Origin of the sequence: Streptomyces sp. NPDC021012 (assembly GCF_044333355.1) — a bacterium.
GTDB lineage: Bacteria > Actinomycetota > Actinomycetes > Streptomycetales > Streptomycetaceae > Streptomyces.
Genome location: NZ_JBIRQU010000003.1, coordinates 862,214 through 881,110 on the forward strand (window position 1 = coordinate 862,214; position 18,897 = coordinate 881,110).

Below are 18,897 nucleotides of genomic sequence, written 5' to 3' on the forward strand. Positions count from 1 at the left end.
GAAACGGCAGCGGCACCACCCGACCGACCCCGAGAGCAGAGGAGCCGACCCTTGTCCTACAGCATCCGCGCGGGCGCCCTGGAACGGCACACCGCCGCAGAGATCCTCCGCATCGAGCCCTGGGGACCGGACGCCGTCCGGGTGCGGGCCTCGTCCGGGACCATCGACCCCACCGCCCCCGGCGCGCTGGGGGACCCGCGACCCGCCCCGCACGCCGAGGCGTCCGTGTCGGACGACGGCAGTGCCCGCCTGGTCAACGGCGGCATCGCCGTCGAGGCCTCGGCGGACGGCCGGCTGCGATTCCGCGACGCCGTCTCGGGCCGCGAACTCCTCGCCGAGCGCAGCCCGCACGCGCTCCACACCGGCTCCCGCGTCCACGCGGCCGGCGGCCGGACGGAGCAGTCCTTCGAGGCCTACGACGGTGAACGGCTGCACGGCCTGGGGCAGCACCTGCACGGGCGGCTGGACCAGAAGGGCTGTGTGATCGACCTCGTCCAGAGCAACACCGTGGCGGCCGTCCCCTTCCTGCACTCCTCGCGCGGCTACGGACTGCTCTGGAACAACCCCGCCACCGGCCGCGTCGAACTGGGCGCCGACACCACCCGGTGGACCGCCGACGGCGGCGGGCGCATCGACTACTGGATCACCGCGGGCGACACCCCGGCCCGGATCCTGGACTCCTACACCCGGGCCACCGGCCGCCCGCCCCTGCTGCCCGAATGGGCCTCGGGCTTCTGGCAGTCGAAGCTGCGCTACCGCACCCAGGACGAACTCCTCGCCGTGGCCCGGCAGTACAAGGAACGCGGGCTGCCGCTGTCCGTCATCGTCTGCGACTTCTTCCACTGGCGGAGGATGGGCGACTGGCGCTTCGAGGAGAGCGAATGGCCCGACCCCGCCGCCATGGTCAAGGAGCTGACGGACCTCGGCGTGAAGCTCGCCGTCTCGGTGTGGCCCACCGTCGAGCCCGGAAGCGACGCGTACGGGGAACTGCGCTCGGCCGGACACCTCGTCCGGGACGCGGACGGCGGCCTGCTCACCTTCCCGTGGCCGTCCCGGTACGCCGGGGAAGCGCTGATCCGTCCGATGGCGTACTACGACGCCACCCACCCCGGAGCGCGCGCCGCGCTGTGGCAGCGGCTGAACGACAACTACCGCTCGCTGGGCGTGGCGTGCTTCTGGCTGGACGCCTGCGAACCCGATGTGCCCCCGGGCCTCGCCGAGCGCGCCGTCTACGCGGCGGGGCCGGCCGCCGAGGCCGCGAACCTCTACCCGCTGGAGCACGCCCGCGCGGTGGCCGAGGGCCTGCGCGCGGTGGGCGAGGACCGGCCGCTGTCGCTGATCCGCTCGGCTTGGGCGGGCAGCCAACACCACGGGGCCCTGCTGTGGTCCGGCGACATCCCCACCACCTTCGACTCCCTCGGGCGCCAGATCAGGGCGGGACTGAACGTCGCGATGAGCGGCATCCCCTGGTGGAACACCGACATCGGCGGCTTCTTCGGCGGCGACCCGGACGACCCGGCGTACCGCGAACTGCTGATCCGGTGGTTCCAGTACGGCACCTTCAGCCCGGTCATGCGGCTGCACGGGGACCGCGAGCCCAACCACCCCGCCTTCGCCACGGACATGACCGGCGGGCCGAACGAGGTCTGGTCGTACGGGGAGCAGGCGTACGGCATCCTCCGCGACCACCTGCTGCTGCGCGAGCGCCTGCGCCCCTACCTGCACGGCCTGTCCGAGGACGCCCACCGCACCGGCGCCCCGCCGATGCGCCCGCTGTTCTTCGACTTCCCCGAGGACGAGCGCTCCTGGCAGGTGGACGACCAGTTCCTGCTCGGCCCCGACCTGTTGGTGGCACCCGTGTACGAGGAGGGCGCCCGGGCCCGCCGGGTGTACCTGCCGTTCGGCACCCGCTGGCTCGACCCGGCCACCGGCCGCGCACGGGAGGGCGGAACCACCCTCGACGCCGAGGCCCCGCTGGAGCGCATACCGGTCTTCGTACGGGAAGGCGCCGACGTCGCGGCCCGACTGACCCCTTCTGAGGCCTGACGAAGGAAGGAACGGCCGTACAGGCTCTCCCCCGCGGCGCGGCGCGCTGCCGTTCCCGCACCGAAGGCCTAGTCCAGTCCGCCGCGGCGGATGGTCGCGGAGTACCAGTGGGCGCTGGACTTCGGGGTGCGCTTCTGGGTGGCGTAGTCGATGTGGACGATGCCGAAGCGCTTGCTGTAGCCGTGCCCCCACTCGAAGTTGTCCATCAGCGACCACAGGTAGTAGCCCCGGACGTCCGCGCCGGCGTCGATGGCGTCGGCGACGGCTTCGAGATGGCCGCGGACGTAGGCGGTCCGCTCGGGGTCGTGGACGGTGCCGTCGGGAGAGACGGTGTCGTCGAAGGCGGCGCCGTTCTCGGTGACGAGCAGGGGCAGGCCGAACTCGTGGTGCAAGGCGGTGAGGGTGTCGGAGAGGCCGGTCGGGTCGATCGGCCAGCCCATCGCGGTCACGTTCTCGTCGGCGCGGTGGAAGGCGACGTCCTCGGCGCCCGGCCACACCGAGTGCGAGCCGGTGCCGTGCCCGTCCTCGCGCGGGAGGCGCCGGCCCCCGGCGGGGGACGAGACGACGGTCGGGGCGTAGTAGTTGAGACCGAGCAGGTCGATGGGGCGGGAGGTCTCGGCGAGGTCGCCGTCGTGGAGCAGGGCGTCCCAGTCGACCAGGTGGGCGGTGTCCTTGAGGAGGTCGTCGTCGTAGCGGCCCTTGAGCATCGGGCCGGTGAAGATCCGGTTGCCGACGGCGTCGATCCGGCGGGCCGCTTCCTGGTCCTCCGGGCGGTCGCTGCGCGGTCGCACCGCGTGCAGGTTCAGCGAGACGGAGAGCCGGGCGGAGCCGGGCAGCGCGGCACGCAGGGCGCCCACGGCGAGGCCGTGGCCGAGGTTGAGGTGGTGGGCGGCGCGCAGCGCGTCGGCGGGGTCGGTGCGACCGGGAGCGTGGGCGCCGCCGGCGTACCCCATGAAGGCGCTGCACCAGGGCTCGTTGAGGGTGATCCAGGTGGGCACGCGGTCGCCGAGGGCCTCGGCGGTCAGGGCGGCGTACTCGGCGAAGCGGTGGGCGGTGTCGCGGGCCGGCCAGCCGCCGGCGTTTTCGAGTTCCTGGGGGAGGTCCCAGTGGTAGAGGGTGGCGGCGGGGGCGATGCCGTGCTCCAGCAGTTCGTCGGTGAGGGCGCGGTAGAAGTCGAGGCCGCGGGGGGACAGGGGGCCGCGCCCGGTGGGTTGGACGCGGGGCCAGGCGATGGAGAAGCGGTAGGCGGTGAGGCCGAGGTCGGCCATGAGGCGGACGTCTTCGCGGAAGCGGTGGTAGTGGTCGACGGCGGTGTCGCCGGTGTCGCCGTTCTCGGTTCTGCCGGGCGTGTGGCTGAAGGTGTCCCAGATCGAGGCGGTGCGGCCGTCTTCGGTGGCGGCCCCTTCGATCTGGTAGGCGGCGGTGGCCGCGCCCCAGGCGAAGCCCGTCGGGAACGGGCGCCGGGCGGGGCGGTTGTCGGACGGGGCCGTGGTCATGAGGGGTGTGCTCCCGAGGAATGTGGTGGACAGGGGGCCGACCGGCCGAGGGGTGTCGGCCTGGAGCAGGTAGGGGGCGGGCGGGTTCGGCGGGATGCGGCTGGTGTCCCAGCGCTTCCTCCACCGTCAGTGCGCCTCACCCCAGTGATTCGTGAGCGGCTCGGTGCGGCGGTTGCCGGTCGGACGAGTCGATCGAAGCGCTTCGATGCCTGGCTCAACCCAGGGAAGCGGTATCAGCGCGTCAAGAGGCTTGTGCGGGAAGGGAATTGCTGGAGTTGACGCGCGAGGCTCCGCACCACGGCGGGGGACGGTGAAACCCCGAAGGTTGGCCTTCCGGCTCGACGGGACCCGGTCGGGGTGTCCATCGGGACGCTCTGACGGAGCTTGCCGCAGGTGGTGGCGCGGCGAGTTCCCGAGGTGTTCGTACGGGTCGTGGGCTGGCGTCTGGGAGTGATGACAGCGGCGGACGTACGGGCCCTCCTCGTCGTGCTGCGATGGGCGGAGGATCACTCCTGTGAGGACGACGGCTGCGCCTGGGCCTCGACCACCCACACGTGGCCCGGACGGTTGGTCAGGTCCGGGGCCGCGAGGCCGACTCGGGCGAGGTACCGGCCGGTGAGGGTGAGCGCGGTCGTACGCCGTGCCCAGGCGGGCCAGGTGTGCTCGGGGGAGGAGAGTTCGGGGCGCACCCGTAGGACGTAGCGGGTCTCGGGGTCCAGGCCCGGGAGGCGTACGGGCGCGCCGTTCTCGGCGACGGAGGTCTCCAGCTGGACGTACGCGAAGACGGCGTGGGCCCGGTCCCGCGAGACGACGCCGTGGACCCAGGCGGCCGGGTCGGGGTGGTCGGTGCGGACGACGTCGCCGCCGTGGAGCAGCGGGCGCAGCTGCTTGTAGGCGCCGACCCACGCGGTCAGCGCGGTCAGGTCGTCCCGCGACCAGTTCGAGATGTCGGATTCGATGCCGGCGTGTCCGAACAGGGCGGTGGCGCAGCGGAAGGCGAGCGTGGTGTCGCGGTGGCTGATGTGGGCGGGGGCGGAGCCGATGTGGGAGCCGATCAGCTCGTAGGGCAGGAGCAGGCCGGTCCAGCGCTGGATGGCCTGGCGTTCGATCGGGTCGATGTTGTCCGATCCCCAGATCCGGTCGGTGCGTTCGAGGATGCCGAGGTCGGCGCGGGCTCCGCCGGAGGAGCAGGACTCGATCTCAAGGCCGGGGTGGCGGCCGCGCAGTTCGTCCAGGAGCCGGTAGACGGCCGTGGTCTGCGCGTGCACGCCGGGCCGGCCGTCGTGGACGGCGTCGGCGAGGTCGCGGTTGTGGTCCCACTTGATGTAGTCGATGCCCACGTCCCCGACGAGGGTGCTGATCCGCTCCAGCAGGTAGGCGTGGGCGTCGGGGTGCGCGACGTCCAGGACGTGCTGGCCGCGCTGCTCGAACGGGAGGCGCTCGGGGTCGGCGAGGAACCAGTCGGGGTGGGCGCGGGCCAGGTCGGAGTCGGGGTTGACCATCTCGGGCTCGAACCAGAGGCCGAACTGCATGCCGAGCCCGTGGACGTGGTCGGCGAGCGGGCGGAGTCCGTCGGGCCACACCTTCTCGTCGACGTACCAGTCGCCGAGGCCGGCCCGGTCGTGGCGGCGGTGGCGGAACCAGCCGTCGTCCACGACGAACCGTTCCACGCCGGCCGCCGCCGCGGTGTTCGCGAGGGCGCGTATCCGCTCGGGGTCGTGGTCGAAGTAGACCGCCTCCCAGATGTTCATGGTGACCGGCCGGTCGGTGGTCGGGTGCTGCGGCCGGGCCCGGAGCATGTCGTGGAACCCTCGGCTGATTCCGTCCAGACCCGTGCCGGAGGTCGCGAAGTACACCCACGGGGTGCGGTAGGACTCGCCCTGCGCCAGCCGGATCTCGCCCGCGTCCAGCAGCTCGCCGCCGCCGAGGACCGTCGTCCCGTCGGCCAGCCGCTCCGCGTACTGGACGTGGTTGCCGCTCCAGGCGGGGTGCACGCCCCAGACCTCGCCGTGCCGGAAGCCGAAGCCCTCGCTGCCGGCGAGCAGCAGCCCGGCGTCGAAGCCCGTGCGGCCGCGCCGGTTCTCCCTCGACCAGACGCCCTGCCGCAGCGGGGAGCGCTGCGGGGAGCGCTCACGGGCCCAGCGGCCGGCGAAGTCCAGCAGTTCCGCGGCGTGGGCGGGCACCGGCAGCACGCAGGCCAGCACGTCCAGGGTGTACGTGTCCGTCGCCGTGTTGGTCAGGGTGTGGCGCAGCCGCACCACGCCCTGCTCCGTCATCTGCAGCTCGGTGTGCAGCGCGAGCCCCGCGCCGGGGTCCAGGGCCCGCACGTGGAGGGTGCCGCCCCGGCCGTCCTGGGCGCGTACGGCGACCGGTTCGGCGAGCTCGAAGCGCGTCGGGCGGACCTGGCCGTCGCGGTGCCCGGCGAGGGTCGGACGTCCGAACCAACCCCGGCCCCGCCCCTGGGAAGGCATCAGGCTCCCGGCCTGGTGGCGCGGGGTTCGGCCCATGGCGTCGAGTACCTGCGCGGCATCACCGGCGCGGAAGCCGGGATCGGCGCCCCAGTGCAGTACCCGGGGCATCTCGGGCCCGGTGGCGTCGAGCGCGAGGGCCGTGTCACCGGCCGACAGTACGACGAGATCCGCCTCAGTCATTTCGTCCTCGTTCAGGGGTGGTCCTGGTCCAGTGCCCGACGGGTGCCGCGCCGCGCCCTCGGTGGAAGCCTCCTCGTCCGCCCGGGGCCACGGCCGGAGCCGTCCGGCCACGGGCCTGTTCGGTTCCGTCAAGAGTTCTGTTAACGCTCACACATGAATGCCCCGGCCGAAACGGCCTGAACCGGGGCGGGCCGATGGTCCCTCCGGCGTGTCATGGCGCCGACGCGTCGACGATCCGTTCGAAGAAGAACTCGTGTTTGAGGAAGGAGACGTCGTACTCGTGACCCGGGTACGGCGGGATCAGCTGGGCGGCCTGGAACAGCCGCCAGCCGTCCCGGAGCGCGGCCACCCCCGACTCGTACGGCGGCTCGTCACTGTCGCCCGTGGTGGGCGAGGTGCGGCCGGTGCCGTCGTAGCGCGACCAGCCGACGACATGGGAGTCCAGCGAGGAGTCCGCCAGGTACAGCACGAGCACCTGCTGCCGCAGCACCGGGGCGGTGGCGTCCGCGGTGCCGGCCCGCGCGGGAAGAACCGCTTCGGTCGTCATGCCGCGGTTCCCTTCGGGCGGTTGGAGACCCTGGTCACCCAGTGGTCGAGGTCGAAGCCGTCGTCGCCGGTCAGCTCCCGCCACAGCAGGATGCGGTTGTACCGCTCCAGCCGGCCGGTCGCTCCCTCGTACCACGGGAACATCGCGTCCAGCTCCGTGGTCACCTGCGGGTCGTGGAGATCCGAGGTGTCCCACAGACGTCGCTGACGCACCCTGGGATTGAAGCGGATCTTGAACATGTAGCGGAGGGTGTCGCTGTCGTTGCGCCGGCCTCCGTGCCAGATGCCGTGGTGGAGAAACACCACGGTGCCGGCCGGGCAGACCAGCCGGTCCTGGCCGCGCAGGTTCTGGTAGCGGCCGGTGTCCGATTCGTTGGTCCGGCGCAGATGGCTGCCCGGCACGCTGAGCGTTCCGCCCATCTCCAGCGTCACGGCCTGCGGGTAGTACATCAGCTGGACGTCGAAGGCGTCCGGCCGGACGTCGATGATGGCGTCCCCGTGCAACGACTGCGCGGAGCCTCCGTGAGGTTCGCGGGTGTGCACGAAGTGGTGGTCCACCCACGGCTCCGGGCCGACCAGGCTGTACAGGGCCCCTGCCACCTGCGGCAGTTCGAGCAGCCTGCGGACGAACGAGCCCTCGGGGTAGGCCGCGGGCAACGGCGTCCCGTACGGCACCGGCGGCACGTCGTCGGCCAGCACCTTCAGGCCCTCGGCGTTCAGCTCCGCCGGGACCACGGCGTCCAGCCGCAGCGATCCGCGCGCGACGAAGCGCGCCATCTGTACTGAGCTGAGCAGTTCCTTCCTGTTCTCCATGACGGCCACGCTAGGCCTGCCCGCGGCCCCGCCGGGTGGGCCGCGTTCACCCAGTAGTGGTCGATTCTCACCATGCCGTCTCCTGGTGAACCGAGCTCCACGCCCCTGGAGCGGGCTGCGGACGCCGTGGTAGAACTCGGGGCCATGCACACGGCCCTCGCCCGTCTCGACGAGCCTCCGGAACTCGCCGCCGTCGGCATCGGCGTGCACGGGCCGGCCGGCCACGTGGACGTGTTCTCGCTGCCGGACCTGTGGCAGCTCCATCTGTACAGCTACGACGCCGACTTGACGGTAGACGGTACCGAGCACTCGATCCGCCCCGGCCGGGTCAGCCTCGTACCGCCCGGGACCGAGGTCCGCTACCGCTACCGGGGCCGCTCCGAGCACCTCTACGTCCACCTCCGCCTGGGCACCAGGGGAGCGGCCACGAGCATCCCGGTGATCCAGCCGGCCGGTCCGGAACTGGATTTCCTCACCGTGCAGCTGCGGCAGGCGTTGGCCGCCTGGCCGCACACGCCGTCACGGGCGGTCGCCGAGGTGTGGGGCGCCCTGTGGCGGGTCGCCCGGCTCACCCCGCCACGGGACCAGAGCGCGCAGGCCGTCCATCCTGCGGTGGCGGCCGCGGTGGCCCTGATCGAGGCGCGGCTGACGGGGCCCCTGGCGGTGCCGGAGATCGCGAAGACGGTCGGCGTCTCCCACAACCACCTGACCCGGCTGTTCCGGGCTGCCACGGGGGAGACGGTGGTCGGCTACATCCGGGCCCGGCGGATGGAGCGGGCTCGGCACTTCCTGCGCGCCACCACGCTCTCCATCCCCGCCGTGGCCGCCTCGGTCGGCATTCCCGATCTGCAGGCGTTCAACAAGACCTGCCGCCGTGAACTCGGCGCGTCCCCACGCGGCATCCGTGCCGCCCGTCCCGGCCCGTAGGCACCGCGCGACGGTGCCCTGGCCCGGGCGGGCATCGACGCCGGAAACGGATGCCGCGAGATGAGGAACGCGAACAGCGGCAAGCTGCTCGACTGCGGAAGGCGGTGAACGCGGACCGATCCGGTTCGCGTTCACGAGCGTGCTCCCGCGATCGGTCGGGGTGACGGAAGCGAGCGTGACGTGGGGGTGCGCCGCCTCCGTCAGGAAAGTCCTTGCAGCCATCTTGACGTGCCCAGGTGGGCGGGTATTGACTCCGCTCGCACTCAAGATCTCTTCCGCCCCCTCATGGGGGCTTGCTTCGACCCTGAATTGTTAGCGCTAACACCCCCTTGCGGAGCTGTAATCCGCCCTCGCCGACCCGGTTGACGGCAACGCCTTCGCGCGCGGCCGGCCGGGGGCGCACCCCTCCGCCGGCTTCCTCGCCGACCGGTCCCACCTCCTGGCGCGCCGTCAGGTGGCACGCGTGTCAACGGCAAGCGGACCGTGCGGCGGCTCCATCCCTATAGAGAGGACATCTCGATGCGTGGACGAAGTTCCCACCGCAGGCCTCTGTCCGTAGTGCTCACCGCCGTGGTCGCGGCCGTGGTGGCGCTGGCGTCGATGCTCGTCGCGGCCCCGGCTCAGGCGGCCACCAGCGGCGCCTTGCGCGGTGTGGGTTCCGGCCGGTGTCTCGATGTGCCGAACGCCGGCCAGAGCGACGGAACGCTCCTGCAGATCTGGGACTGCTCGGGCGGGACCAACCAGCAGTGGACGTTGACGTCCGGCAACCAGCTGACGGTGTACGGCGGCAAGTGCCTGGATGTTCCGGGCCACGCCACCACGGCCGGCACCCGGGTGGAGATCTGGACCTGTCACGGCGGGGCGAACCAGCAGTGGAGGGTGAACTCCGACGGCTCGGTCGTCGGGGTGGAGTCCGGACTGTGCCTGGACGTCAGCGGCGGCGGTACGGCCAACGGGACGGCGGTGCAGCTCTGGAACTGCAGCGGCGCCGGCAACCAGAAGTGGACCGGCCTGTCCGGGACGGGCACCACGTGCGCCCTTCCGTCGACGTACCGGTGGACCTCGACCGGTCCGCTGGCGGAGCCGGCGAACGGTTGGGCGTCGCTGAAGGACTTCACCGACGTGGTCCACAACGGCAAGCACCTGGTCTACGCGACCTACTCCGACGGGTCGTCGTGGAAGTCGATGGGATTCGCTCCCTTCGCGAACTGGTCGGACATGGCCTCGGCCCCCCAGACCGCCATGCCCTCGTCCGCGGTGGCGCCCACCCTGTTCTACTTCGCGCCCAAGAACATCTGGGTGCTGGCCTCACTGGGGTGGGGGACCGCCTGGCCCTTCACCTACCGCACGTCCAGCGACCCCACCAACCCCAACGGCTGGTCCGCGCCGCAGCCGCTGTTCACCGGCAGCCTCCCCACCGGCGGCCCGATCGACCCGACCCTGATCGCCGACGACCAGAACATGTACCTGTTCTTCGCCGGTGACAACGGCAGCGTCTACCGGGCGAGCATGCCGATCGGGAACTTCCCCGGCAGCTTCGGCTCCTCGTACACCACGGTCATGAGCGACACGGTGCAGAACCTGTTCGAGGCGCCCCAGGTCTACAAGGTCCAGGGCCAGAACCAGTACCTCATGATCGTCGAGGCCCGGGACGCGAACGAGCACCGCTACTTCCGCTCGTTCACCGCCACCGCCCTGAGCGGCTCCTGGACCCCGCAGGCCGCCACCGCGGGCAACTCCTTCGCGAGCCAGGCCAACAGCGGTGCCACCTGGACCAATGACATCAGCCACGGTGACCTGGTCCGCGACAACCCCGACCAGACCATGACCATCGACCCCTGCAACCTGCAGTTCCTCTACCAGGGCAGGTCTCCCTCCTCGGACGGCACCCCCTACCTGCAGCTGCCGTACCGGCCGGGCGTCCTCACCCTCCAGCGCTGACCCGCCCGGTCCGTCCGAGAGCCGGTACCCGACGCCTCGAAGGACCCCGGCCGTGCGGCGGCCGGGGTCCCTGCCACGCGGGCTGGTGGGGGCGGTCGCAGCCGCTCGGCGAACACTGCAACGGCGCGGTCCTCGGTCTCGGATCGTCCACGAACCCGGCCGTCCTCGGGCGCCGTACCTTCCCTGTGGGTACGGGCCGGCCCGTGCGACCGAGGCGCGGACTTTGGCCGTAGGCCTTCGCCGAGGCTAGGGTGTGCCGCCGTACTCGGCTGATCGCTCCCCTGGAGAAGGTGGGAATGGGGCTCATTGACGCAGACCACGCGGGGCTGGTCGTCGCGGCGCAGGCCGGTGACGATCGGGCGCGCGAGGAGCTGATCGCCGCGTACCTGCCGTTGGTCTACAACATCGTCGGGCGAGCGCTGAGCGGACATGCCGACGTCGACGACGTCGTCCAGGAGACCCTGCTGCGCGTGGTGCGCGACCTGCCCGCCCTGCGTGCCCCGGAGAGCTTCCGGTCCTGGCTGGTGTCGATCACGCTCCGCCAGATCAACACCCACTGGCACCGGCAGCACACCCTCGCCGACCGGACCACGGTCATCGACGAGGCACGCCGGATACCGGACGCCGGCGCCGAGCCCGTGGACGTGACGATCCTGCGGCTGCACGTGTCGGACGAGCGGCGCCGGGTCGTCGAAGCCGGCCGGTGGCTCGACCCGGACCACCGGGTGCTGCTGTCGCTGTGGTGGCAGGAGTGCGCCGGCCTGCTCAGCCGGGAGGACATGGCCGCCGCGACGGGGCTCACGGTCGCGCACGTCGGAGTGCGCCTGCAGCGCATGCGCGAGCAGCTGGAACTGTGCCGGACGATCGTCGCCGCGCTGGAGGCCGTCCCGCGCTGTCCGCAGCTGGACGGGACGGTCGCCGGCTGGAACGGTGACCATGCGTCGGTGTGGCGCAAGCGGATCGCGCGGCACACACGGGACTGCCCGGTCTGCGGGACGACGTCGGCAGAACGGGTTCCGGCCGAACTGCTGCCCCTCAGCCTCACGACGCTGGCCGTCCCGGCCGCACTGATCGCCGCGCTGACCGCCAAGGGCCTGCTGTCGGGTACGGCGGCGAGCGCCGCCGGGCTGGCCGCGGCCCCCGTCGCCGTCGGCACGGCGACGGCGACGGGGGGAGGCGGCCTGCACGGCGCTCTCATCGGCAAACTCCAGACGGTGACCGCTCATCCGCTGGTGAGCCTCGCGACCGGCGCGGTGCTCATCGCCGGGACCGCCACCTACGCGGCCTGGCCCGAACCGGCGCCTCGGGCGCCCAGCGCCACCGCCACCGCCGCTCCCACGGTCGGCGCTCCCGCGCCCCTTCCCTCGCGCACCACCGCCTCGGCCGGACCGTCGCCGGCGAGTCCCTCCCCGGTGATCCCGGCGTCGGCGAGTCCGTCCCCGGTGATCCCGCCCTCGGTGAGCCCGTCCCCGGTCGGCCCGTCCGCCGTCGCGGGCACTGTTCCGCTGGGCGCGCAGTCGCTGGAGTCCGCGGACAGTCCCGGCCTGTTCGTCACGTACGCGGGCGATTTCGCGGCGCTCGGCAGCGTCGCCGCGTCCAGCGGCGCGCAGGCGCGTCAGCGGGTCACCTTCACGGTCGTCGGGGGACTGGCCGACACGGGGTGCGTCACCTTCCGCGCCGCGGACGGCCGGTATCTTCGCCACCAGTACCTGCGGCTGCGGCTGAGCGCCGACGACGGCAGCGCACTGTTCCGTGAAGACGCCACCTTCTGCCCCCGTCCCGGGGCGGTCGCCGGGTCCGTGACCCTGCACGCGCACAACTATCCGGGAACGGTCCTCCGCCACCGCGACGGCGGCATCTGGCTCGACGGCTCCGACGGCACGCGGGCCTTCGCCGGCCAGGCTTCCTTCATCGTGCGCAGCCCCGGGGCCTGAGCACCGCTCCTCGGACCATCCCGACCGAATCGCACCGTCACAGCCGGTGCTCCTCCAGCCTGCGCCGCCCCTCTCCAGCGGGCGCGACCAGGCCACGGCGTCCGGCATAACGCTTTCTGCCTGCGAGATGCCTCACGGGGCGATCCTGCGGACGGCGCGACTTTTCTGTTACGAGACCGCGAGCCCGGAAGCCTCCACTTCAGGGGTGTCCTTCCCGCCGCCCGTCATGACGTGCCGACGCGGCAGGGTCACGACCTCCCCCACTGACGTATCCCCCTGAAGAAAGCCCCTCACATGACGCGACACACCCACGAGCCCAGGGCCAAGGGTCTGCACCGGCTCCGCCGGCGACGCCGGACATGGGCGATAGGACTGTCGGCCACGGCACTGGTGGCCGGCGGCGTCGTGACGCTCCTCCCCAGCTCCGCCGGAGCCGCGGGCCTCGGCACCCAGGCCGCCCCCTCGGGCAGGTACTTCGGTACGGCCGTGGCCGCCGGCAGGCTCGGCGACTCCGCGTACACCGCGATCGCGGACCGGGAGTTCAACATGGTCACCCCGGAGAACGAGATGAAGTGGGACGCGGTCGAACCGTCCCGCGGCAATTTCAGCTTCGGTCCCGCGGACCGGATCGTCGATCGTGCCCTGGCGCACGGCCAGCGCCTGCGCGGCCACACCACCGTCTGGCACTCGCAGCTCCCCTCCTGGGTCAAAGTCATCCGCGACGCGGGCACGCTGCGCGGCGTGATGAACCACCACATCACGACCGAGATGACCCATTTCAAGGGCAGGATCTACGCCTGGGACGTGGTCAACGAGGCGTTCGCCGACGGCGGCAGCGGCCAGCTCCGCGACTCCGTCTTCCAGCAGGTGCTGGGCAACGGCTTCATCGAGGAGGCGTTCCGCACCGCCCGCGCGGCCGACTCCTCGGCCAAGCTCTGCTACAACGACTACAACATCGAGAACTGGTCGGACGCCAAGACCCAGGGCGTCTACCGCATGGTCAAGGACTTCAAGTCCCGCGGCGTGCCCATCGACTGCGTCGGGTTCCAGAGCCACTTCGGGGCGGGCGGCCCGCCGGCGAGCTTCAGGACCACCCTGGCCGGCTTCGCCGCCCTGGGCGTCGACGTCCAGATCACCGAGCTGGACATCGCCCAGGCCTCACCCGTCCAGTACGCGAACGCGGTCGGCACCTGCCTGTCCGTGGCCCGGTGCACCGGCATCACGGTGTGGGGCGTCCGTGACAGCGACTCCTGGCGCAGCGGCGAGAGCCCGCTGCTGTTCGACAGCGGTGGCAAGCCCAAGCCCGCGTACACCGCCGTCATGAACGCCCTCCATTCCGGCTCCGGTACCACCCCGGGCAAGCCGGCCGACGGTACGGGAGAGATCAAGGGCGTCGCCTCCGGCCGCTGCGTCGGCATCCCCGACTCCGCCAACGGCACCCGGGCGCACCTGTGGGACTGCGGCGGACAGGCCGACCAGCGCTGGACCCGCACCGCCGGCAAGCAGCTGAAGGTGCACGGCGACAAGTGCCTGGACGCCAAGAACAAGGGCACCGCCAACGGCACCCCGGTGATCGTCTGGGACTGCAACGGCGGCGCCAACCAGCAGTGGAACATCAACGCCGACGGCTCGATCACCGGCGTCCAGTCCGGGCTGTGCCTCGACGCCGTCGGCGCCGCCACCGCGAACGGCACCACGCTCCAGCTGTACGCCTGCGCGTCCGTCAACAACCAGAAGTGGACCTGGACCGCCCCGTCCGGGACGGGGAGCGGCACGTGTGATCTCCCGACGACGTACAAGTGGAGCTCGACGGGTGCCCTCGCGCAGCCGTCGAACGGGTGGGCCGCGGTGAAGGACTTCACCCACGTCGTGTACGACGGCAAGCACCTCGTCTACGCGTCGAGCGCGTCGGGAACCTCGTACGGCTCGATGGCGTTCCGCCCCTTCACGAACTGGTCCGACATGGCGTCGGCCGGCCAGACGAAGATGAACCAGAACGCGGTGGCGCCCACCCTGTTCTACTTCGCACCCAAGAAGATCTGGGTCCTCGCCTACCAGTGGGGTGCCTCGCCCTTCAGCTACCGCACGTCCAGCGACCCCACCGACCCCAACGGCTGGTCCGCGCCGCAGCCGCTGTTCACCGGCAGCATCCCCCGCACCGAATCCGGCACCGGACCGATCGACCAGACCCTGATCGCCGACGAGAAGAACATGTACCTGTTCTTCGCCGGTGACAACGGCAAGATCTACCGCGCCAGCATGCCGATCGGGAACTTCCCGGGCAGCTTCGGCTCGTCGTACACGACGGTCATGAGCGACACGGAGAAGAACCTCTTCGAGGCGCCGCAGGTCTACAAGGTCAAGGACCAGAACCAGTACCTCATGATCGTCGAGGCCCGGGGCGCGACCGAGCGGCGCTACTTCCGCTCGTTCACGGCCACCAGCCTGAGCGGTGCGTGGACCCCGCAGGCCGCCACCGAGGGCAGCCCCTTCGCGGGCAAGGCCAACAGCGGCGCCACCTGGACCAACGACATCAGCCACGGTGACCTGGTCCGCACCAACCCCGACCAGACCATGACCATCGACCCCTGCAACCTGCAGTTCCTCTACCAGGGCAAGTCCCCCACCGCTGACGGACCCTACGACCGACTGCCGTACCGGCCGGGCGTCCTCACCCTGCAGCGCTGACCTGCCCGACCCACGGTCGCACAAGGAGAAACACCCCCCATGAACAACCCCACCAACACCAGGCGCCGCGGACGTCACCGCCGTCGCGGGACCGTCACCGTTCTGCTGCTCGGCGTGCCCGCCACCGTCGTGCCGTACTTCCTGTTCGTGCAGGACGACTCGCAGGCCGCGACGGTCGACGACAGCGCCTACTACAAACTGGTCTCGGTGCGCAGCGGCAAGGTGCTGGACGTCAACGCGTTCTCCACCGCCGACGGCACCCGCATCCAGCAGTGGACCGATCAGAACACGGCCAACCAGCAGTGGCGGCTGCGGTCCACCGGCGACGGCTACTACGAGCTGGTGAACCGCAACAGCGGCAAAGTGCTCGGCATAGCGGGCGGTTCGACCGCGCAGGCGGCTGCCGCCGAGCAGCAGACCGACAGCTCCTCCGCCTCCCAGGAGTGGCGGGTCGACGAGGTGAGCGGTTCCGACGCCGTCACCTTCACCTCCCGCAGGAGCGGCCAGGTCCTGGACGTCTCCGGAGGCTCCACGGCCGATGGCGCGGCCGTCATCCAGTACGGCGGCCACGGCAGCACCAACCAGCAGTGGAAGCTGGTCAGGACGGCCGAGGTCCCGGCCACCGGGACCGGACCGTACGCGTGGAAGAACGCCCAGGTGGTGGGCGGCGGTTACGTCACCGGGCTGGTGTTCAACCAGAAGGAGAAGGGCCTGCTGTACGCGCGTACCGACATGGGCGGCGCCTACCGCTGGGACACCGCGGCCGAGCAGTGGATCCCGCTGACCGACTGGCTCGGCGAGAAGGACTGGAACCTGCTGGGCATCGACGCGCTGGCCACCGACCCCGTCGACCCGAACCGCCTCTACCTCGCGACGGGCACCTACACCAACGACTGGGCCGGCAACGGCGCGATCCTGCGCTCCACCGACCGGGGCCGCACCTTCCAGCGCACCGACCTGCCGTTCAAGCTGGGCGGCAACGAGGACGGCCGCGGGGCCGGTGAGCGGCTGGTGGTCGACCCCTCGGACAACCGCACCCTGCTCCTCGGCACCCGCAAGAACGGCCTGTGGCGCAGCACGGACAGCGGTGCGACCTGGCGGCAGGTCTCCTCGTTCCCCGTCAAGGACGGGGCGAGCAGCGGTGGCGGCATCTCCTTCGTGACGTACGGCCCGGCCGGCAGCAGGACGGTCTACGTCGGCGTCGCCGACAGGTCCACCTCCCTGTACCGCTCCACCGACGGCGGCACCACCTGGCAGGCCGTCCCCGGCCAGCCCACGGGCCGGTTGCCGCAGCACGGCGTGCTCTCCGGTGACGGCTCGCTGTACCTGACGTACACCGACGTCCTCGGACCCAACGGCGTGACGGCGGGCTCGGTCTGGAAGTACGCACCGGCCGGCGGGACGTGGAAGAACGTCTCCCCGTCCCAGGGCGGCTACGGGTTCTCCGGCCTGGCCGTCGACCCGCGCCGGCCGTCCACGGTGATGGTCACCACCCTCGACCGCTGGTGGCCCGAGGACGAGATCTACCGCACCACCGACGGCGGCGCGACCTGGAAGGCACTGGCGGACAAGTCGGTGCGGAACGCCTCCGCCGCTCCCTACGTCGGCACCCACACCGGGCACTGGATGACCGCCCTGGCCATCGACCCCTTCGACTCCGGGCACGTGCTGTACGGCACCGGCAACGGCATCTGGCGCAGCAAGGACGCCAACGCCACCGACAGCGGCGGCACCAGCCACTGGGCCGCCGGGGCGCGGGGCCTGGAGGAGACCGCGCTGATGGACGCGATCGCCCCGCCCGGCGGTGCCGCTGTCGTCACCGCCATGGGAGACCAGGGCGGCTTCCGGCACGACGACCTGAACAAGGTCCCGGCCGGGCGGCTGGGCAACCCGATGCTGACCAACAGCACGGACATCGACTTCGCCCAGTCCACGCCCTCGACGATGGTCCGCGTCGGCCACGGCGGCGCGCAGGACGGCGGCTACTCCACCGACGGCGGCCTCAGCTGGAACGGCTTCAGGGCCGAGCCGGTGGCCGGTGCCCAGGACGGCCGCGTCGCGCTCGCGGCCGACGGCTCGACCATCGTCTGGACCCAGGCCGGCCAGGTCCCGTACCGGTCGACCGACAAGGGTGCGAGCTGGTCGAGGGTCGGCGGACTGGGCACCGACGCCGTCGTCGTCGCCGACCGCTCCTCGGCCAGGACGTTCTACTCGCTGTCCGGCGGCACGCTCTACGCCAGCACCGACGGCGGAGCGACCTTCGGCCCGCGCGCCGGCAACCTGCCCTCCGGCCGTCTCACCGCCGTCCCCGGCGTCGCCGGGGACCTGTGGATCGCCGGCGGCGGCCAGGGGCTGCTGCACTCCACCGACGGCGGCCGCACCTTCACCGCGCTCACCACGGTGAAGTCCGCCTCCGCCCTCGGCTTCGGCAAGGCCGCACCCGGCGCCTCCTACCAGGCCCTGTACCTGATCGGCACCGTCAAGGACGTCACCGGCGTCTTCCGCTCCACGGACAAGGGCGCCACCTGGCTCCGCGTCAACGACGACGCCCACCAGTGGGGCAGCATCGGTGGCGTCGGCGTCATCACCGGCGACCCGGACACCTACGGCCGCGTCTACATCGGCACCAACGGCCGCGGCCTCCAGTACGGCGACCCGTCCTGACCCGACTGCCGCCCTCTGGCCGGTATGCCCCATCGGCCGGAGGGCGGCCACCATGCCGCCCCTGCCGCGCCTGGCCTCAGGCGCCCGGGGCGGCTCGTGGCCGCGCCGTCAGCCCCGCCGGACCGCCCCCAACTGGACCCGGTGCAGGTCCGGGGCGGTGAAGCGCCGCGCCACCGCGCGCAGGACGCGGGCCATCGCCTGGGCCGGTGGGGTGGCGGGGCGTGCCGCGGCGCGTGCGAGGAGGATGCGGCGGGTGGGGGCCGGGACGTCGGAGGCGAACGGCAGGAGGCGTACGTCGCTGCGTCGGCTGGTGAGGGCCAGTCGGGGTGCGAGCGCGATGCCGAGACCGGCGGCGACCATGGCCTGCGCCTCCTGGTAGTCGTGCGACGAGTAGGCGATGCGCGGCTCGAATCCCGCCTGGCGGCAGCTTCGGCGCAGGACGTCGGCGACGGGATGGTTGTCGGCGCGGATGATCCACTCCTGGTCGGCGAGATCGCCGAGGCGCACGGAGGCGTGTGTGCGCAGGGCCGAGTCGGCGGGGACGACCAGCACCGTGGGGTCGTCGAGCAGGTGGGTGACGGCGAGCGCCGGATCGTCGAGGCGGTTCCACTCGTAGTCCCAGAGCAGCCCCTGCTCCACCTCCCCGGTGTGCAGCATCTCCCTGAGCTCCGCGAGGACCCCGGCGCGTACCTCGATGCGGATGCCGGCGTGGCGGCGTCGGAAACGCGTGAGCGCCAGCGGCAGCAGGGACGCGCTCGCCGTGGGGAAGGAACCGAGCCGCAGGGTGCCCTGGTCGAGGGCGGTGAAGGAGTCCAGGTCGGCCTGGGCGGCGCGGAGTTCCCGGCGGATGGCCTGGCCGCGCTCGGCCAGCGCGGCACCCGCCGGGGTGGGTCGGATACCGCGGGGCAGCCGCTCGATCAGGGGCTGCCCCGCCTCCTGCTCCAGCAGGGACATCTGCTGGGAAGCGGCGGAGGTGGTCATGCCGAGGGCTTCCGCCGCGGCAGTGAGTGAACCGCGTTCGGTGGCCTCGGTGAGCAGCAGCAGACGGCGCACGTTGAGCATGCCGTCGACTTTAGCTGAGCTAAACCCAGGTGAAGCAAACCGCGATTGTTCCGAAGTCATGGCTCTGCGAAGGTCTCCGCGACCGCCGAGCGGTTCACCGGCCCGCAATGCGCCCTCAACCGCCGCCTC

At 71.9% G+C, this 18,897-nt stretch carries 11 protein-coding genes; 6 read left to right on the top strand and 5 right to left on the bottom strand.

From position 1 onward, the window contains the following. Nucleotides 1-51 precede the first annotated feature (51 nt). The gene (locus tag ACH4TP_RS13755; RefSeq protein WP_398437712.1) at nucleotides 52-2,046 is read left to right on the top strand and encodes a TIM-barrel domain-containing protein; all 1,995 of its coding nucleotides are present in this window, start codon (nucleotides 52-54) and stop codon (nucleotides 2,044-2,046) included. 68 nt (nucleotides 2,047-2,114) lie between these two features. Here ACH4TP_RS13755 and ACH4TP_RS13760 read toward each other — a convergent pair whose 3' ends face one another. The 4 genes from ACH4TP_RS13760 to ACH4TP_RS13775 form a co-directional block, all read right to left on the bottom strand. Continuing rightward, a complete protein-coding gene (locus ACH4TP_RS13760; protein ID WP_398437714.1) occupies nucleotides 2,115-3,542 on the bottom strand; it encodes a GH1 family beta-glucosidase in 1,428 nt (475 codons plus the stop codon). A gap of 506 nt (nucleotides 3,543-4,048) precedes the next feature. After that, complete coding sequence (locus ACH4TP_RS13765) at nucleotides 4,049-6,193, bottom strand: alpha-galactosidase (RefSeq protein WP_398437717.1); 2,145 nt, start codon at nucleotides 6,191-6,193, stop codon at nucleotides 4,049-4,051. Nucleotides 6,194-6,404: 211 nt separating this feature from the next. Next, complete coding sequence (locus ACH4TP_RS13770) at nucleotides 6,405-6,740, bottom strand: hypothetical protein (protein WP_398190044.1); 336 nt, start codon at nucleotides 6,738-6,740, stop codon at nucleotides 6,405-6,407. Next, nucleotides 6,737-7,552, bottom strand: a complete 816-nt coding sequence (locus ACH4TP_RS13775; RefSeq protein WP_398437718.1) for a phytanoyl-CoA dioxygenase family protein — start codon at nucleotides 7,550-7,552, stop codon at nucleotides 6,737-6,739. Before ACH4TP_RS13775 ends, ACH4TP_RS13770 begins: the two co-directional genes overlap by 4 nt. A gap of 144 nt (nucleotides 7,553-7,696) precedes the next feature. Here ACH4TP_RS13775 and ACH4TP_RS13780 point away from each other — a divergent pair, with 144 nt between their 5' ends. From ACH4TP_RS13780 to ACH4TP_RS13800, 5 genes are all read left to right on the top strand, one after another. Continuing rightward, on the top strand, nucleotides 7,697-8,479 hold the full coding sequence (locus ACH4TP_RS13780) for a helix-turn-helix transcriptional regulator (RefSeq protein WP_398190049.1): 783 nt from the start codon (nucleotides 7,697-7,699) through the stop codon (nucleotides 8,477-8,479). A gap of 519 nt (nucleotides 8,480-8,998) precedes the next feature. Further along, nucleotides 8,999-10,420, top strand: a complete 1,422-nt coding sequence (locus ACH4TP_RS13785) for a non-reducing end alpha-L-arabinofuranosidase family hydrolase (RefSeq protein ID WP_398437720.1) — start codon at nucleotides 8,999-9,001, stop codon at nucleotides 10,418-10,420. A 296-nt stretch (nucleotides 10,421-10,716) separates the two neighbouring features. Further along, the gene (locus tag ACH4TP_RS13790; RefSeq protein ID WP_398437722.1) at nucleotides 10,717-12,354 is read left to right on the top strand and encodes a sigma-70 family RNA polymerase sigma factor; all 1,638 of its coding nucleotides are present in this window, start codon (nucleotides 10,717-10,719) and stop codon (nucleotides 12,352-12,354) included. Between the two features lie 294 nt (nucleotides 12,355-12,648). Continuing rightward, complete coding sequence (locus tag ACH4TP_RS13795) at nucleotides 12,649-15,042, top strand: non-reducing end alpha-L-arabinofuranosidase family hydrolase (protein ID WP_398437724.1); 2,394 nt, start codon at nucleotides 12,649-12,651, stop codon at nucleotides 15,040-15,042. Nucleotides 15,043-15,081: 39 nt separating this feature from the next. Continuing rightward, complete coding sequence (locus ACH4TP_RS13800; protein WP_398437727.1) at nucleotides 15,082-17,706, top strand: RICIN domain-containing protein; 2,625 nt, start codon at nucleotides 15,082-15,084, stop codon at nucleotides 17,704-17,706. Between the two features lie 108 nt (nucleotides 17,707-17,814). Here the strand turns inward: ACH4TP_RS13800 and ACH4TP_RS13805 are convergent, their stop codons facing one another. Further along, a complete protein-coding gene (locus ACH4TP_RS13805) occupies nucleotides 17,815-18,768 on the bottom strand; it encodes a LysR family transcriptional regulator (RefSeq protein WP_398437729.1) in 954 nt (317 codons plus the stop codon). Nucleotides 18,769-18,897: the final 129 nt, after the last annotated feature.

Excerpts from the sequence above, each read along its gene's own strand:
- ACH4TP_RS13760 (WP_398437714.1), bottom strand. The coding sequence starts at position 3,542 with ATGACCACGGCCCCGTCCGACAACCGCCCCGCCCGGCGCCCGTTCCCG.
- ACH4TP_RS13765 (WP_398437717.1), bottom strand. The coding sequence starts at position 6,193 with ATGACTGAGGCGGATCTCGTCGTACTGTCGGCCGGTGACACGGCCCTC.
- ACH4TP_RS13770 (WP_398190044.1), bottom strand. The coding sequence starts at position 6,740 with ATGACGACCGAAGCGGTTCTTCCCGCGCGGGCCGGCACCGCGGACGCC.
- ACH4TP_RS13775 (WP_398437718.1), bottom strand. The coding sequence starts at position 7,552 with ATGGAGAACAGGAAGGAACTGCTCAGCTCAGTACAGATGGCGCGCTTC.
- ACH4TP_RS13780 (WP_398190049.1), top strand. The coding sequence starts at position 7,697 with ATGCACACGGCCCTCGCCCGTCTCGACGAGCCTCCGGAACTCGCCGCC.
- ACH4TP_RS13785 (WP_398437720.1), top strand. The coding sequence starts at position 8,999 with ATGCGTGGACGAAGTTCCCACCGCAGGCCTCTGTCCGTAGTGCTCACC.
- ACH4TP_RS13790 (WP_398437722.1), top strand. The coding sequence starts at position 10,717 with ATGGGGCTCATTGACGCAGACCACGCGGGGCTGGTCGTCGCGGCGCAG.
- ACH4TP_RS13795 (WP_398437724.1), top strand. The coding sequence starts at position 12,649 with ATGACGCGACACACCCACGAGCCCAGGGCCAAGGGTCTGCACCGGCTC.
- ACH4TP_RS13800 (WP_398437727.1), top strand. The coding sequence starts at position 15,082 with ATGAACAACCCCACCAACACCAGGCGCCGCGGACGTCACCGCCGTCGC.
- ACH4TP_RS13805 (WP_398437729.1), bottom strand. The coding sequence starts at position 18,768 with ATGCTCAACGTGCGCCGTCTGCTGCTGCTCACCGAGGCCACCGAACGC.